This is a genomic window from Ensifer adhaerens, from assembly GCF_001270265.1.
GTDB classification, from domain to species: domain Bacteria; phylum Pseudomonadota; class Alphaproteobacteria; order Rhizobiales; family Rhizobiaceae; genus Ensifer; species Ensifer adhaerens_B.
On the sequence record NZ_LGAP01000009.1, the window covers coordinates 109,748 to 123,422 of the forward strand.

17 protein-coding genes are annotated in these 13,675 nt (G+C 62.2%); 16 read left to right on the plus strand and 1 reads right to left on the minus strand.

Annotated elements, in window-relative coordinates:
• Positions 1-60 precede the first annotated feature (60 nt).
• The 5 genes from AC244_RS15935 to AC244_RS15950 are packed head-to-tail and all read left to right on the plus strand — an operon-like array spanning position 61 to position 2,996.
• Positions 61-633 (plus strand): phage regulatory CII family protein, encoded by a 573-nt coding sequence (locus AC244_RS15935; RefSeq protein WP_234716946.1) that lies wholly within the window; start codon positions 61-63, stop codon positions 631-633.
• Positions 630-860, plus strand: coding sequence for a hypothetical protein (locus AC244_RS15940; protein ID WP_053249790.1), 231 nt, complete (start codon positions 630-632; stop codon positions 858-860). Before AC244_RS15935 ends, AC244_RS15940 begins: the two co-directional genes overlap by 4 nt.
• Positions 860-1,012 carry a hypothetical protein gene (locus AC244_RS37550; protein WP_202596080.1) on the plus strand — a complete coding sequence of 51 codons (153 nt, stop codon included), beginning with the start codon at positions 860-862 and terminating at the stop codon, positions 1,010-1,012. The genes AC244_RS15940 and AC244_RS37550 overlap by 1 nt, the downstream gene beginning before the upstream one ends.
• Positions 1,009-2,706, plus strand: a complete 1,698-nt coding sequence (locus AC244_RS15945) for a hypothetical protein (protein WP_063934110.1) — start codon at positions 1,009-1,011, stop codon at positions 2,704-2,706. Before AC244_RS37550 ends, AC244_RS15945 begins: the two co-directional genes overlap by 4 nt.
• Positions 2,703-2,996: a hypothetical protein gene (locus AC244_RS15950; RefSeq protein WP_053249791.1), complete on the plus strand. Its 294-nt coding sequence runs from the start codon at positions 2,703-2,705 to the stop codon at positions 2,994-2,996. Before AC244_RS15945 ends, AC244_RS15950 begins: the two co-directional genes overlap by 4 nt.
• Positions 2,997-3,001: 5 nt before the next feature.
• On the opposite strand, the gene AC244_RS15955 is transcribed toward AC244_RS15950, so the two are convergent.
• Positions 3,002-3,688 (minus strand): hypothetical protein, encoded by a 687-nt coding sequence (locus AC244_RS15955; RefSeq protein ID WP_053249792.1) that lies wholly within the window; start codon positions 3,686-3,688, stop codon positions 3,002-3,004.
• A gap of 92 nt (positions 3,689-3,780) precedes the next feature.
• On the opposite strand from AC244_RS15955, the gene AC244_RS15960 reads away from it, so the two are divergent.
• The 11 genes from AC244_RS15960 (at position 3,781) to AC244_RS16010 (ending at position 13,620) form a co-directional block, all read left to right on the plus strand.
• Positions 3,781-4,674 (plus strand): DNA adenine methylase, encoded by an 894-nt coding sequence (locus AC244_RS15960; protein ID WP_053249793.1) that lies wholly within the window; start codon positions 3,781-3,783, stop codon positions 4,672-4,674.
• On the plus strand, positions 4,671-4,877 hold the full coding sequence (locus AC244_RS15965; RefSeq protein ID WP_053249794.1) for a hypothetical protein: 207 nt from the start codon (positions 4,671-4,673) through the stop codon (positions 4,875-4,877). The genes AC244_RS15960 and AC244_RS15965 overlap by 4 nt, the downstream gene beginning before the upstream one ends.
• A gap of 107 nt (positions 4,878-4,984) precedes the next feature.
• Positions 4,985-5,113: a hypothetical protein gene (locus tag AC244_RS38610; protein ID WP_268750767.1), complete on the plus strand. Its 129-nt coding sequence runs from the start codon at positions 4,985-4,987 to the stop codon at positions 5,111-5,113.
• Complete coding sequence (locus tag AC244_RS15975) at positions 5,110-6,408, plus strand: helix-turn-helix domain-containing protein (RefSeq protein ID WP_053249796.1); 1,299 nt, start codon at positions 5,110-5,112, stop codon at positions 6,406-6,408. The genes AC244_RS38610 and AC244_RS15975 overlap by 4 nt, the downstream gene beginning before the upstream one ends.
• Positions 6,392-7,051: a transcription termination/antitermination protein NusG gene (gene nusG, locus AC244_RS15980; RefSeq protein WP_053249797.1), complete on the plus strand. Its 660-nt coding sequence runs from the start codon at positions 6,392-6,394 to the stop codon at positions 7,049-7,051. The genes AC244_RS15975 and nusG overlap by 17 nt, the downstream gene beginning before the upstream one ends.
• Positions 7,052-7,280: 229 nt before the next feature.
• Complete coding sequence (locus tag AC244_RS15985) at positions 7,281-8,027, plus strand: hypothetical protein (protein WP_053249798.1); 747 nt, start codon at positions 7,281-7,283, stop codon at positions 8,025-8,027.
• 148 nt (positions 8,028-8,175) lie between these two features.
• Positions 8,176-8,817 (plus strand): hypothetical protein, encoded by a 642-nt coding sequence (locus AC244_RS15990; protein ID WP_053249799.1) that lies wholly within the window; start codon positions 8,176-8,178, stop codon positions 8,815-8,817.
• Positions 8,814-10,859, plus strand: a complete 2,046-nt coding sequence (locus AC244_RS15995; RefSeq protein ID WP_053249800.1) for a phage terminase large subunit family protein — start codon at positions 8,814-8,816, stop codon at positions 10,857-10,859. The genes AC244_RS15990 and AC244_RS15995 overlap by 4 nt, the downstream gene beginning before the upstream one ends.
• Before the next feature lie 3 nt (positions 10,860-10,862).
• A complete protein-coding gene (gene gpW, locus AC244_RS16000; RefSeq protein ID WP_053249801.1) occupies positions 10,863-11,096 on the plus strand; it encodes a gpW family head-tail joining protein in 234 nt (77 codons plus the stop codon).
• Entirely contained in the window at positions 11,093-12,724 is a 1,632-nt protein-coding gene (locus tag AC244_RS16005) for a phage portal protein (RefSeq protein WP_053249802.1), read from the plus strand. The genes gpW and AC244_RS16005 overlap by 4 nt, the downstream gene beginning before the upstream one ends.
• On the plus strand, positions 12,721-13,620 hold the full coding sequence (locus AC244_RS16010) for a S49 family peptidase (protein ID WP_053249803.1): 900 nt from the start codon (positions 12,721-12,723) through the stop codon (positions 13,618-13,620). The genes AC244_RS16005 and AC244_RS16010 overlap by 4 nt, the downstream gene beginning before the upstream one ends.
• Positions 13,621-13,675 lie beyond the last annotated feature (55 nt).

Consider the following 13,675-nt stretch of genomic DNA (forward strand, 5'->3'; position numbering starts at 1 on the left):
GGTGCCTTGCCGCCTGGCAGGGGCGCGTCCTCCGGCGCGTCCCTGTCTCTGTTTTCCCTTTTGCCTATCCATGTGGTCCCCCTTGATCTGATGGTGACCCTACGCGCGGGCCTCTCGCGCTTCACTGAATCCTTATCCGGTTTTCTTTCCTTGCTTTTTTCGCGGGGTGTTTTCGTGCGTTTTGATGAGCCTTTGATGAACCTGAAAGGTGCGACCGAAGCCAGCTTCAAGCTCGGCGGCGGTCTGACCTCGTTTGCGCTTTTGGCGCGCGTCGGGGTGTCGACACTGTCGAAGTACGCCTCGGTCAGCCAAGAGTTTCGCGAGAACGTCATTCCCGTCGACATCGCCGTCGAGGCCGACCGTCGCGCCGGATCTCCTGTCATCATCGGCGAGGCGGCGCACCAACTCGGCTTCGAGCTAGTGCCGATCGCGGGGCAGACGGCGGCAAAACCAGTGACCGAAGCCGACGCGCACCGGGTGCTGAAAGAGACCATGGATGTCTCGCAGGCGATCATCGCGGCACGGTCCGACGGCAAGATTGACAGCCTGGAGCGCAAGCAGATCTCGCAAGAGGTGCGCGAGGCGATCCGCGCACTCGAAGCGGTGTTGGCTGGGATCGGGGAAGAGCCATGACGGTTTCGACCCTCGATGTCCGCCTCTGCGCCGAAGCGCGCGCCTTCCTTCGCACCGTTCGCCATGCGGGCGGTTCTTTGCATATCGGTGGCGAGCTGCGCGAGGTGGCGAAAACCTGCGCGGCGGCTGGCGTGCTTGTCTTCACCGGCTCGGCCAAACGCGAAACTGGCGTTGCGCTGACGGGCAGGGGCCACGCCTACCTCGATCGCCTGATGAGGGCGCACTGATGCCCTCGCTTCCTCGACAGATCCTCATCGAGCGCGTGCTGCAGCTTTGGCACGACCGCCAGCACGACACCCACGCCATCGTCGTACTGCTCAACATCGACGAGCGCGAGGTCTGCGAAATCATCGAACAATCGGAAAGGCGGGCGCTGTGAGCGATGGACTGCCGAAGGGAATTGGCGATCGCGCCAGGCGGATCATGGACGCGGCTCTTGCCTCGGGCGAGTTCCGGTCCGCAGATCCACAAGACCAACGGGCATGCGGAAACCTCAACGGCCGGCAGCTGTTGAAGCGGCATGCCAAGGATGCCTGGCTCTGGTATCCGACGGCGAAGGCCCACGAGCTGGCGGGCGTAACGCAGCCGGCCGCAGGCGAGAGGGGCGATGGCGGACCCGATGGTGATCGCCTCCCTGTGCCGATTGCCGACTCCTCCGACCTAGTCATCGCTATCGAGAGTGCCCGCGCGATGTTGGATGCCGGCGACGTGCAAGCGGCGCTGTTGCTTTCGGGTGGGCTCTATGAACGTGCGAAGGCCGGAGCGGCTTATGCGCAAAAGGTGAAGGCGTCGCGCGAGCTGATCGACAAGGCCCGGCGCATGCAGGCCGAAGCGCTCAAAATCGAGAGCATGTGCTACGTCGCCATGGCCGATGCGATCGACGAGGCGCAGGCCAAGGGCCATGTCGCAAAACAGGGACAGGCAAAGGTCCGCGATGCGGACGTTTTCACATTCGACGATGTCGGCATCGACAAACGCCGCCTGCACGAGGCGCGCAAGTTGCGCGACGCCGTGCGCAAAGAGCCTGGCTTTGTCGAACGCGTGGTGGAAGCACGGATTGAGGCGGGGCTGGAGCCGAGCCGGCGCAGCATTGCCGGGGCCATCGGCACGCGCAGCGCCAGCAATGACGAGAAGGGTGACCAGCTCTACGAGACGCCGCAAGAGGCGACCAAGACACTGCTGGCGCTGGAGAGCTTTTCCGCCACCGTGATGGAACCCGCCGTCGGGCGCGGCGCGATCCTGCGCGTGCTGGAAGCGGCGGGATATGACGTGGCGATTTCGGATCTGCGCGACCGTGGCGTCGCGACGCAGCATGGCGAGCTGCAGCAGGTGGGTGACTTCCTCAAGTCCGTGCCCGGCGATGCTGAAGGCATGGATATCGTCACAAACCCGCCGTACGGCGACGTTGCCAATGCCTTCCTGGCTCATGCGCTGCGCGTTCGCCGCCCGGGCAAGATGGCGGCGTTGCTGAACCTCAATTCCATGTGCGGTTTCGACGATCCCGATCGCCGCTACCTGATGGACGAAACCCCGCCATCCCGCGTCTACGTCTTCACCCGCCGCCTGCCGATGATGCACCGCGACGGATGGGACGGGCCGAAGGCGACAAGCCAGATGAACACCGCCTGGTTCGTCTGGGAGCGCAACCACGACGGCAGCTATGGCCGTGGTGACGGGTTCAAGACGATTCGCGTCGATTGGCTCCCGTACCAGGCAGCGCCGGCGCTGACGCCGGGCGCAGACTGGCATATCGCGCCGCTGAAGTTTGTCCCCGACGACGACTGCGACGAGGATTTCACCCGCGAGACACCGCGCAAGACGCTCGACGAGCGCTGCGATGAGGAGCGGGCGCGCGCGCTCGTTTGGATGTTGGAACACGACGAGTTCGACGCGATGACGCTGCGGCGTGGGATCGGTGTTCGGCCGTCCGTGTCCGATGCGCTAATCGCCGGGCTTTCGGCGGACGGGCTGATCGAGCCGCGCGACGGGGCGAATTGGTCGCTGTCGGATGCCGGGAAGCTGGCGCTGGAGGCGACCGCTGGAGCGCTGCTGCTGCTGGAGGTGGCGCAGTGACGACACTTCTCCCGATTGTCGAAGAACTGCTTGACGCGCCCGACGACGCCACGCGGGCGCGTTGGCTTCTGAATGTGCCTCTGGACGTGCTGTTGCGCGACCAGATGCCTATCCGGGTCGCGCTGCAGCGATCCGGGTTTCAGCCGGGCCTCACGTGCCTGGCAACCGAGATCGCCGCGCTCTGCGGCATCCGCTGCGATGACGGCGGCCATCCCATCACCATGCGGGTCTCGCGCGAATACGCGCGCCTGCAGCTCGTCGAAATCGCGCGCAAGGGAGCGTTGAAATGAGGCTGTTATCGGTTGGAACGTCCCGCGACCGCTGTGCTCCATCGAGTGATCATTTCGTTAGCCAACAGTTCGAGTTGATTGCAGTAAATGGACTGATGCTCAATCCCGGTGTCGCCGATGGTAACAAGCATATCGTCGATCCATTGTCGCCAATCGGGCGTTTGCTTCAACGCCATATCTCGGACTGTTTTCATGTAGTTCAAGTTTGCCTTCATCCCGCTTCGTACCTGTTGGATGTCAAGATGGCCGGGCCAGGTGATGGCCTCAAAGTCGTCAAAGGCACGGCGAGAAAAATCATTTATGCCCGTCTCCATCACCCCGAGACACCTGTTGAGTGCGCGGGTGTCAGCCGGGTCTGCTTTCAGTTTACCCAGTTCGCGGCGGCGAGCGTCGATGGTTATGCGTACCGCGGCAACTGCGTTGATGATTTGACGCGCAATGTTCGCCTGCGCTTCCAAACGTTGCATCTCGGCCGATTGGTATTGCATTTGCGCGTCCTTCACCTGCCGCGCCAAAAGCGCGATCGAAATGAAGGCAGCCACACCGGCGAACCAGCCGCTCGTTGCAGAAACCCACTCGCGAAAACAGTGCTCTTCGGGGTTGCCGGTGCAGAAACCAAAGTCTGCTTTGGGATCGCCGAAGATAATCACGGAAAATACGACAACAATCGTTGCCGGGCCAAACCAGCGCATAAATCGGTCACCCGGTCGAGGATACATGATGTCTCCGTTTTAGATCTTAGAAACCTATATGCCAGATTGCCGCGTTTGCAACGGTGGCTTGCATGACGACGCCGTCTCGTCCCGTTCTTCGATGGCATGGTGGCAAGTGGCGTTTGGCGCCTTGGATCATCGAGCACCTGCCTGCGCACCGCGTCTATGTCGAGCCATTTGGCGGTGCAGCGAGTGTGCTGATCCGCAAGCGGCGTGCCTATGCCGAGATTTACAACGATCTCGACGACGAGGTCGTTTGCCTATTTCGCGTTCTGCGTGATCCGGTTCAGGCTCACCGGCTGCGCGAGCTGCTGCAGCTGACGCCATTCGCCAGGTCAGAGTTCAAGGCGGCCTATGAGATGACCGACGATGCCCTAGAGCGTTGCCGTCGGCTCGTTATCCGCTCGTTCATGGGCTTTGGGTCTAACGCCCACGCAAGCGCGGCCAAGGGGCACCGATCGACAGGTTTCCGCGCCACGTCCAACAGAAGCGGTACGACCCCGGCGACGGATTGGGCGAACTATCCCGCTGCGCTCGATGCGTTGGTGGAGCGGCTGCAAGGTGTGGTGATCGAGAACCGCCCGGCAGTCGAAGTCATGGCGCAGCACGATCGCGAAGGTACGTTGCACTACGTCGACCCGCCCTACATGCACGAAACTCGAGCTCAGGGTAACAAGTACGATCTCGGCTGGCGCATGTACCGGCATGAACTGACGAACGATGACCACGCCGAGCTGCTCGACTTCCTGCGCAACGCGGCAGGAATGGTGGTCCTCTCGGGCTACGACGCGCCCCTTTACAACGACATGCTCGCGGACTGGAGCCGCGTGGAAAAGCAGACGTTCGCCGATGGCGCGCGCGAGCGAACGGAAGTGCTTTGGCTTAACCCCGCAGCGGCCGAGCAGCTCGAAGAACAGCAGCGGCCACATCAGCAGCATTTTCTGAATTTGGAGGCGGCTGAATGAGCAGCGGAAGGTCCGTCGGCCGGGCGGCTGGCAGTGCCGCAATGAGCGGCAAGATAGATGAATTGAAGGCGCTCGCCGCCGTCATCCTTTGGAATTCCAAGCATTTCGACACGTGCGACATCGCGAACGCTCTCGGCGTCGGCGAGGACGCGGTTTGCCGCACCATTGAAGCGGCGCGGCACATCGCGAGGGGCGGCGCATGAACTGGTTAGATGAGAGATACAGGATTGTTTTGATGTGCGGTGACGTGAATGTCGGGGCGGTTTATCCGCCGTCGGGACGCGCCAAGGTTTGGCGATGGCGAGTCTGGGTGACGAAGAGCGGGCATCCTGCTTCGGGTTCTGAAAAGTCCAATGCGGCGGCTGTCAGCCAGGTCGAGCGCCGCTTTCGTTCCTTCCTGATCGCTGCCGGGCTGGTGTCGGATGGCGGTGCGGTATGAGCATCGCGATCATGTCACAGCTGTTCAAGGCGCATCTAGGCTCGACCGGACGCAAGATGCTAGCGGTGCGCCTTGCCGACTTCGCCGACGATGACGGCAAGGGCATCTGGCCGACCGTCGGGCGCCTGTCGCGGGAGACAGAGCTTTCCGAGCGCACCGTGCAGCGTATCCTCGGCGAGTTTGTCACCGAGGGTCTGCTTGTGGTCGTAAAGAAGGGTGGCAGCAAGCCCGGCGAGGGCACGCGCTATGACTTCAACATGGCCGCCCTGGGCCGTCTTCCCTCCTCGAAAGTGGTCGCCGACGGGTGTCATGGTGTCACCCATGACACGGTGTCACCCGTGACACTGACGACAGCTACGGGTGACACTGACGACGCCGACGGGTGTCACGGTGACACCCAAACCATAATAGAACCACCAATAGAACCATCAGAGAGAGAGGGTGCGCGCGAAGCTGATTTGAAGGATGGAGATGATCCTTCGAAGTTCGGCAAGCGGGTAAAGGCTCTCGAAATGGGTACGGCGAACAATCCGTGGCCGGGTGCTATCGCCTCGTCGACCGCATGGGCTCTGCAGCAGTTCGAGAAACTGACGCCGGAAGAGCGGCGGATGGCAGAAGAGCGCCGTGATGCCTATCTGGCCGAATGCAGGGCGCAGAAGGTCAAGAACGTCGCGCTCGGCGTCTACCTTCGGGACAAGAAATTCATCGACGTCGCGATGACGGCCAAGGCGCATGCTTCGGGCGCGAAGATCCCGGTTGCCGCCTTCGGTCCGATCTGGGCCGGACTGCGCGCTCTGGCGCTGTTGAATGGCCCCGAGCATGTCGACGTTCCCCTCGATGTGTGTGACCGCATCCGCCAGACCTACGAAACGCTGCAGCGTGGCAGCGGGACACGCGCCGCTGCCTATTTGCAGGGCAAGGGCATCGTGCTCGGCAGCGACGGCGAGCTGCTATTCCCTGAGGGCTTTGAGCAGGAAGAGCGGCGTCGCCGTGAATGCGAAAGCGGTTATCCGGCTGTGACCCGCCTGCACCAGATGGCAAGCCGCTTCGAGCGCTCTGCCGAAGATGCGCGCTACCAGGTGTTTGCCGATCTCTGCGAGGCGGTGCCTGTCGGCTGCGAAATGTTCGAACGCTGGCGCTCATACCATGCCGAGGCCAATTGGCCGTTCGTGCCCGACGCGGGTTCGATGCGCGTCGTCTACTTCCCTAAGGGTGGGCCGGAAGGCCTGTGTGAATTTGAAGCCGCCGCACGCGCGGCCATTGCATTGGAGCGGAGCAATGATGATGCAGCATAGGGGAATCACTGGTCAGCCCATAGCAACCCGCACCGGTGATCGCTTCGAGGATCGCATGCGCCGAATCACCGATAGCATGCTCGACGAGGGCGCGCTGCTGACGCTGAATTGCCGAATCAGCGGCGGTAAAGCGCCATGGTTTGCGCTGCGCGTCTGGACCGGTCGTGAAAAGACGGTGGAAAGTACGCTGGAGGAAATGGGCGTTCGTTCGCTCGTTCCTATGCGGAAAGGCCCGGATCTTCGCCGTCGTCACCGTGTAATTGAAGGCACGATGATGCCTGTCATTCATGGCTATGTGCTGGTGCAAATGTTCGCCAGAGCCGAATATCTGGCCGGATTGCAGGGTGTTGAGCATGCTATCGAAGTGCTCGGCGGATGCGAGAAGCCGATGCGCATCAGCGACAAGGAAGTCAGCAGATTCAATGGTCTGGCGGACGGCGGAACCTACGATTTTGCGCGTCCCATTGACATCGTCGTGTCGGCTGGTGAGCGGGTCCGCTTAACGGCTGGTCCCTTTGCTAACTTCAACGCCGTAGTGGTGACGCCGAACAGGACCGGCCGTGGTGATGTGGTGGTATCCATCAGCATCTTGGGCGGCGATGTCCCGGTAACAGTGCCTCTTGCATTGCTTCGGAAGTTGTGAGAGTCATTTTGCCACTGGACTAGCTGATGATCCTGAAGTGAGCCTCTGAAAACGCCTAAACAGCGGGGAGCAATCCCGAGGTCGGTACGCCGGTCAGCCCCAGCCTTGACAGTCTCCCAAGCGAGACACCGATTCAGGGCAAGTGCTACAGCTATGAAAAGATGACAGGCGGCCGAAAGGTCGCCTTTTGTGTTCTAAGAGATATGAGCATCTCTCGATCGATTGACCGATGATCGACGCCCACATCAAATTCGATCTGTCTAGATTTGAGCGGTCGTTGCGCGATATCGAGCGCAAACAGTTGCCGTATGCGATCATGCTGACGTTGAACGAGACGGCCAAGGGTGGTCGGCTCGAAGTGCAGCGCGAGATGGACCGGGTGTTCGATAGACCGACGCCCTATGCCAAGCGCGGTGTTGTTTTCGACCGTGCGACCCGGCAGAACCTGCAGGCCGCTGTTGTTGTCACTGGCGACCGCACCAAGGGTGGCTTGCCCGCTACTGCATTCCTCGGTCCGCAGATCGAGGGAGGCATGCGATCGCACAAGGCGTTCGAACGTCAGTTGATCCAGCGCGGTCACATGAAGGCGAACGAGGTTGCAGTGCCAGCCAAGCGCGCACCGCTCGATCGATACGGCAACATGACGCAAGGTTTCTTGAACCGCGTTCTCGCCGATCTTCAGATCGATTATCGAGGGGCAGGGGCGACCCGCACGCGAACCGAGACATCGCTAAAGCGGAACAAGAACTACAAGAACGCGCGCTTCTTCGCGGCCAAACGCCCGGGCCATCTCTATCCGGGCGTCTGGCGGCGAGACCCGACCACGCAGGCGATCTTCCCGGTCATCCTGTTCGTGCCTCAATCCTCATATCGCATCCGCCTTCGCCTTCGCGAGGTGGTCGAGCGGTACGTGAACGCGAACATTCATGATCACTTCGCCGCCGCCTTCGAGCGGGCGGTTCGAACGGCCCGCTGACCCCTTTGAGTTTTTATGGGTCCTTCCTGGGGAAAGCCGGCCTGCGGGTATTTGGCACCGCGGTGGTTGTCCAGTCTGAGCGATTTTTTGAAGCCTAAAGTCGGAGCCTAAACTAAAGAGGCCCGCTAAAGTCGAGCGCACCCTAAAGATGAGCCTGCACGCTGAAGTCATGACGAAGAGCGCGTTCGCTGCTCATGTCGGCGTCAGCGCCGGGCGGATCTCGCAATACATCGCCGAAAGGAAAATCTTCGGCGATGCGCTCGAAGGCGAGGGGCGCAACGCCAAGATCCGACCGTCGGTCGCGATGGAGCAGTTGAAGCGTTCACTTGATCCGGCCCAGCGTTTCGGCGCGAACGGCATGGCGACCCGCTCGGCTCCGCCTTCAACCGCCACCGATCTGCTCGACGACGCGCCGACCAGGTTGAAGCCACCGGTCAAGCCGACTGTCGTCCCGGATCCTTTCGTCGACGAGGTCGCAGCCGAAAAGCTGAAGCAGCAGAAGATCACGACGGCGCGGATGGAGCGCGAGGAAGCGCTCGAGCTCGGTCGTTACATGCTGACGGACGATGCCCGGCGCGAGATGGTCAAGGCAGTCGCCGAGGCCTTCAAGGTGATGGAGCAGGGCATATCGGAGATGGCGAAGGCGATCGCAGCACAGTTCTCTATCCCGACGCACGATGCCACGCATGTGATGCTGAAGGCGTTCCGCGATCACCGGTCGAAGAAGGCGAAAGATTTCGCCGCCGAGGCGGCAGAGTTGCCCGACCACGTCGAGGACGATGAATCGTGACGATGCTGTTCAATCCCGGACGGCTCGCATTAAGCGTGCTGGCCGAGATCTGCGAGCCGCCGCCGTCGGTCGATTATCTGGACTGGGCGAAACGGCACATCGTTTTCTCGGAGCGGATTACCGACCACCCAGGCCCGTATAACGAGGACCTGGTCCCGTTCTTCTCCGAGATCTTGCGGGCACTGTCGCCCGAGGATCCATGCAATATCGTCAGTCTCGCCAAGTCGGCGCAGATCGGCGGCACCATTTGCGCCAACATTTTCACGCTTGGCTCGCTCGACATGGCGCCCGGCGATTTCCTCTATGTCCACCCGACGGAGGAGAACGCGGCGCGCTGGTCGAAAACCAAGCTGATGCCGCTGGTGCGCGAGATGCCAGTCGTCGCCAAGCTGTTCTCGCAGAACAGCCGGGATGCCAGCAACTCGGTGCTCTACAAGGAACGCATCGACGGCCGGGGCGCCATTCAGGCGGCCGGCGCCAACTCACCCGCCGGCCTGTCGATGATCTCGCCGCGCAAGCAGGTGCAGGACGACCTTGCAAAGTGGCAGATGAACGAGGCCGGGGACCCGGAGGCGCAGGCCGACAGTCGCAGCAAGGCGTTCTTCAACGCCAAGGTATTCAAGATCTCGACCCCGATGGTCGAGCCGGGTTGCAAGATCACGTCGAACTATCGGGAGGGTTCGCAGGAAAGCTACCACGTACCGTGTCCGCACAAGGAATGCGGCGGACTGCAGGAACTGCGGTGGGAGAACATGCGGGATCATATCGATCCCTTGCATCCAGAGAAGGCGCACTTCGTCTGCGTTCACTGCGGCGGAGAGATCCACGAGCATCATCGCGAATGGATGGTGCGCCCGGAAAACGGCGCGCAGTGGGTCGCAAAATACCCGGAGCGCGCTCGGCGCCATCGGTCGTTCCGGATCTGGATGGCCTATTCGCCGTTCGAACGCTGGGAGAACCTGGCGCGGGAATACATTTCGCTTCAGGCCGGTGGCCCGGAGAAACGCGACAACGGCGCCGGCGCCGAGCAGACGTTTTTCAACGACTGGCTCGGGCTTGCCTATGAGGCCGACAATAAGGCCGTCGATTGGGAAGTGCTGCGCGATCGAGCCGAGGCGAACGGCTTTGCGCGCGGTGTCATTCCCGCCGGAATTCTATCGCTGGTGTTGGGTCTCGATGTCCAGGGCGACCGTGTTGAGTGGTTGTTGGTCGGATATGGCCGCAATCGACTTCGCGCTGTCATCGACCATGGCGTGATCGATAGTCGCGCCGGCGGGCATCTACCCGGTTTTCGAGAGCATTCGGGTCACATCTCCGAACCGGAAGTACGCGCGGCGCTCGACTTCCTACTCGTTCGAGAGTGGCGCGACGACGCGGGACGCTTGCGCACCGTCGATTTGTTGGCGATCGACGGCAACGCCTACACCGACGACGTCTGGAACTGGGTGCGCAAGCATCCTCGGTCGCGCGTCATCATGGTTCGCGGCGGCAACAGCGACAACGCGCCGCCGATCGCCCAGGCCCGCGAGTACGACAAGAAGGGCAAGCCGAAGAAGCAGAAGTGGTCGAGCCGGTTTTTTACCTTCGCGTCGTCGGCCTTCAAGTTGCGGCTCTATCGCGACTTCAAAAAGGAAGATGCCGAACAGGCGGGCTACATCAGCTTTGCCCGTGGCTTTGAAGACGACCTGTTTCAGCAAGCGACGTCGGAAAGCCGGGTCGCCGAGAAAACCAGATCCGGCCACACCCGCTATGTCTGGAAACTGACAGAGGGTCGTCGGAACGAAGTTCTTGACATGCTCAACCAGAGCCTCGCGGGCGCCTACCGCCTCGGCATTCCCTACTGGACCGACGAGCAGTGGGACGTGATCGAAGATAGGCTCGGCAAGATCGAGCCCCCGCGGCAAGGCGACCTTGAGGACCATCTCAACCAGGTGCCACAGGCTCAACCGCAGCTGGCGCCACCGCCTCGATCCGAAGCGCCAGTCCGTACTGAACAGAAAAAGCTCACGGCTGCAGAAGCCCTGCGCCAACTCAACAGGTGACACATGAGACCGGCCCTCACTCCCGAACAGGAAGCGCTTTACCGCGGCCAGCTGGCTGACGCCGAGAGTGCGCTGCATCAGCTGATCACCGGCAAAAAGGCGGTGACGCTGAGCTACAATGGCGAAACCGTCACCTACACGCAGGCGAACGAGGCACGGCTGCGCAACTACATCCGCGAGCTGCAGGCGAAGCTCGGCCTTATCCCTGCGGCGCGTCGGCGGGGAGTACGGGTATGAGCTTGCCCGTCATCCTCGATCATAACGGCCGGCCGATGCAGCGGGCGACGGTGCGCCAGCGCGGCTTCGGTGGCGAGACCGCCTATCAGGCCGCGAGCTACAGCCATCCGGATATGTCCGATTGGATCCCGCGCTCGGTCTCCGGTCAGTCGGCGCTGTCGCAAGAGCGCGACGTCGTGGTCGATCGTGTCCAGGACATCGCTCGCAACGATGGCTGGGCGTCGGCGGCGATGTCGCGGCACATGGACGTGATCATCGGCTCCGGCTGGGATATCGCCGTCGATCTGCCGGAAAAGTCACTGAACCTGACGGCAGATGAGGCCGACGAACTCTCCGACGAGATCGAGGAGAAGTGGACCGAATATGCCACCGACCCGGCGTTCTGGTGCGATGCCAAGCGGCAGGGACCGATGGCCTCGGTTCTCGGCCGCGCATACCGTCATCGTTTCGGCGATGGCGAGGCTTTAGCCGAGATCTGCTGGGACGAGGAACGCGGGTCGCCCTATGCCACGCTGGTGAAGCTGATCGACCCGGCGCGGCTGTCGAACCCCTTTCATGAGGCCGACACGCTCAACCGCCGCGATGGAATCGACATCGACCGCTATGGCGCGGCCGACGCTTACTGGATCCGCACCCAGCATCCGGATGACGATTACGTCTGGGGCTCCGGATCGCCGGAATGGGTGCGGGTCGCGCGTGAGACCGAGTGGGGCCGGCCGATCATGGTCCATGCCTTCGAGGCGGATCGGGACGGCCAGTTCCGCGGAGTGCCGCCGCTGGCGCCGATCCTGCGCAAGCTGAAGCAGATGACCCAGTATGACGAGGCGGAACTCAAGGCCGCCATGGTCAATGCTGTGCTCGCTGCCTTCATTACGTCGCCCGGCGATCATGGTGAGATCGCCGAGTCTTTGACGGACGAGGATGCTGCCAAGCGCTGGGACCAGCGCACGCTCGATCGCGTCAACACCTACAAGGAGATGCCGCCGAAGATCCCTGCCGGGATGGCGCATTTTCTTTATCCCGGCGACAGCGTGACGCTGACACAGCCGGGCCATCCGAATTCCGGTTTCGAGGTGTTCTTCCGGGCAGCGCTGCGAAACGTCGCGTCCACCGTCGGTCTGACCTACGAACAGCTGACAATGGACTGGAGCCAGGTGAACTATTCCTCGGCTCGTGCTGCGATCCTTGAGGTTTGGCGCGGACTGACGGCGCGCAAGGACATGTTCGCCGCCCAGTTCATGAACCAGATCTACCGGGCGTGGCTGGAAGAGGCCATCGATCGTCGGATCATCCGTCTGCCGTCTCGCGCCCCATCGTTCGAGGCTGCGCCCGCCGCCTGGTCGCGCGTTGACTGGATCGGCCCTGCGCGCGGTTGGGTCGATCCCGAGAAGGAAGCCAAGGCCGCAGGGCTGCGGCTTAGCCTCGGGATCTCGCACCTTGAGAAGGAATGCGCCGAGCAGGGCATGGACTGGAAACAGGTGGCCCGCAAGCGCGCGCGCGAACAACGTTTTCTGTCGGCGCTCGGTCTGTCGTTCCCGACTGCCGACGCGTCAAAGCCGGAAGCCCAAAAGCCCGAGACATCGGACGAGCGCGATGCCCGCGAGCGTCAGGAGGCAAGAGCAGCATGACCCACTATCCGCAGATTGCCTCGCAGCTGTTCAATCGGCCGTTGCTTGCCCATCGTGGAACGCTCGAGCAATACGCCCGTGCCATGGCGCCCCGCATCTTTGGTGGCCCGGTCACCTTCGGCGGCGAGTGGCAGGCCGGTTTGATCGGCGAGCCGGTCCGCGATGTCGTCGATTGGGAAGGCAATCCGACCTACACCGGTCCTCGCATGATCGGAAAGACCGGCGTCGCCGTCATCGAAGCCGAGGGCGCGCTCGTGCCGAAGGGCAAATGGATCGGCGCGATGTGTGATGCCACCTCCTACGAGGGTATCCATGCGCAGGTGAGCGATTGCCGATCAAATAAGGATATCCGCGGCGTCATCCTGGAAGTCGATTCCTTTGGTGGCGCGGTGTCAGGGGCTTTCTCTTGCGCCGATGCGATCCATCAGCTGGCGCAGGAAAAGCCAGTGCTGGCGATCCTGACGGAGCATGCCTGCTCAGCCGCCTATCTGCTCGCTTCGGCCGCGACCGGCAGCGTCATCCCGAAAACGGGCCTGGCCGGTTCTGTCGGCGTGATCATGTTGCATGTCGACTACTCGAAGGCACTCGACAAGGCTGGCGTGAACATCACACCGATCTTTTCCGGCGCGCGGAAGAACGACTATTCGCCGTACGAGGCGCTTGGCGAGGAGGTCTACAAGAAGGCCGTGGCTGAGGCTGACACGGTCCGTGACATGTTTATCGACGCGGTGGCCGGATATCGGAAGGGCCGCATAACGGCCGACGCGTTGCGCAAGACCGAGGCCGAAACCTTCATGGGCGCCGACGCCGTGAATATGGGCCTTGTTGACGAGGTCGGCGATCCGATCGCCGCTGCCAACGCCTTCATTTCAGAGATCGGCCGCAAGGCCGCCTAACCGCCCGCAACAGCGGGCGATCCGCCCGAGGGCTTATCCCAGCAAAGGAGAAGCG

Bases quoted from the DNA above. Each gene is read 5' to 3' on its own strand.
- AC244_RS15955 (WP_053249792.1), bottom strand. From the start codon at position 3,688: ATGCGCTGGTTTGGCCCGGCAACGATTGTTGTCGTATTTTCCGTGATT.
- AC244_RS15940 (WP_053249790.1), top strand. From the start codon at position 630: ATGACGGTTTCGACCCTCGATGTCCGCCTCTGCGCCGAAGCGCGCGCC.
- AC244_RS37550 (WP_202596080.1), top strand. From the start codon at position 860: ATGCCCTCGCTTCCTCGACAGATCCTCATCGAGCGCGTGCTGCAGCTT.
- nusG (WP_053249797.1), top strand. From the start codon at position 6,392: ATGATGATGCAGCATAGGGGAATCACTGGTCAGCCCATAGCAACCCGC.
- AC244_RS16010 (WP_053249803.1), top strand. From the start codon at position 12,721: ATGACCCACTATCCGCAGATTGCCTCGCAGCTGTTCAATCGGCCGTTG.
- AC244_RS15975 (WP_053249796.1), top strand. From the start codon at position 5,110: ATGAGCATCGCGATCATGTCACAGCTGTTCAAGGCGCATCTAGGCTCG.
- AC244_RS15990 (WP_053249799.1), top strand. From the start codon at position 8,176: ATGAGCCTGCACGCTGAAGTCATGACGAAGAGCGCGTTCGCTGCTCAT.
- AC244_RS15965 (WP_053249794.1), top strand. From the start codon at position 4,671: ATGAGCAGCGGAAGGTCCGTCGGCCGGGCGGCTGGCAGTGCCGCAATG.
- AC244_RS16005 (WP_053249802.1), top strand. From the start codon at position 11,093: ATGAGCTTGCCCGTCATCCTCGATCATAACGGCCGGCCGATGCAGCGG.
- gpW (WP_053249801.1), top strand. From the start codon at position 10,863: ATGAGACCGGCCCTCACTCCCGAACAGGAAGCGCTTTACCGCGGCCAG.
- AC244_RS15960 (WP_053249793.1), top strand. From the start codon at position 3,781: ATGACGACGCCGTCTCGTCCCGTTCTTCGATGGCATGGTGGCAAGTGG.
- AC244_RS15985 (WP_053249798.1), top strand. From the start codon at position 7,281: ATGATCGACGCCCACATCAAATTCGATCTGTCTAGATTTGAGCGGTCG.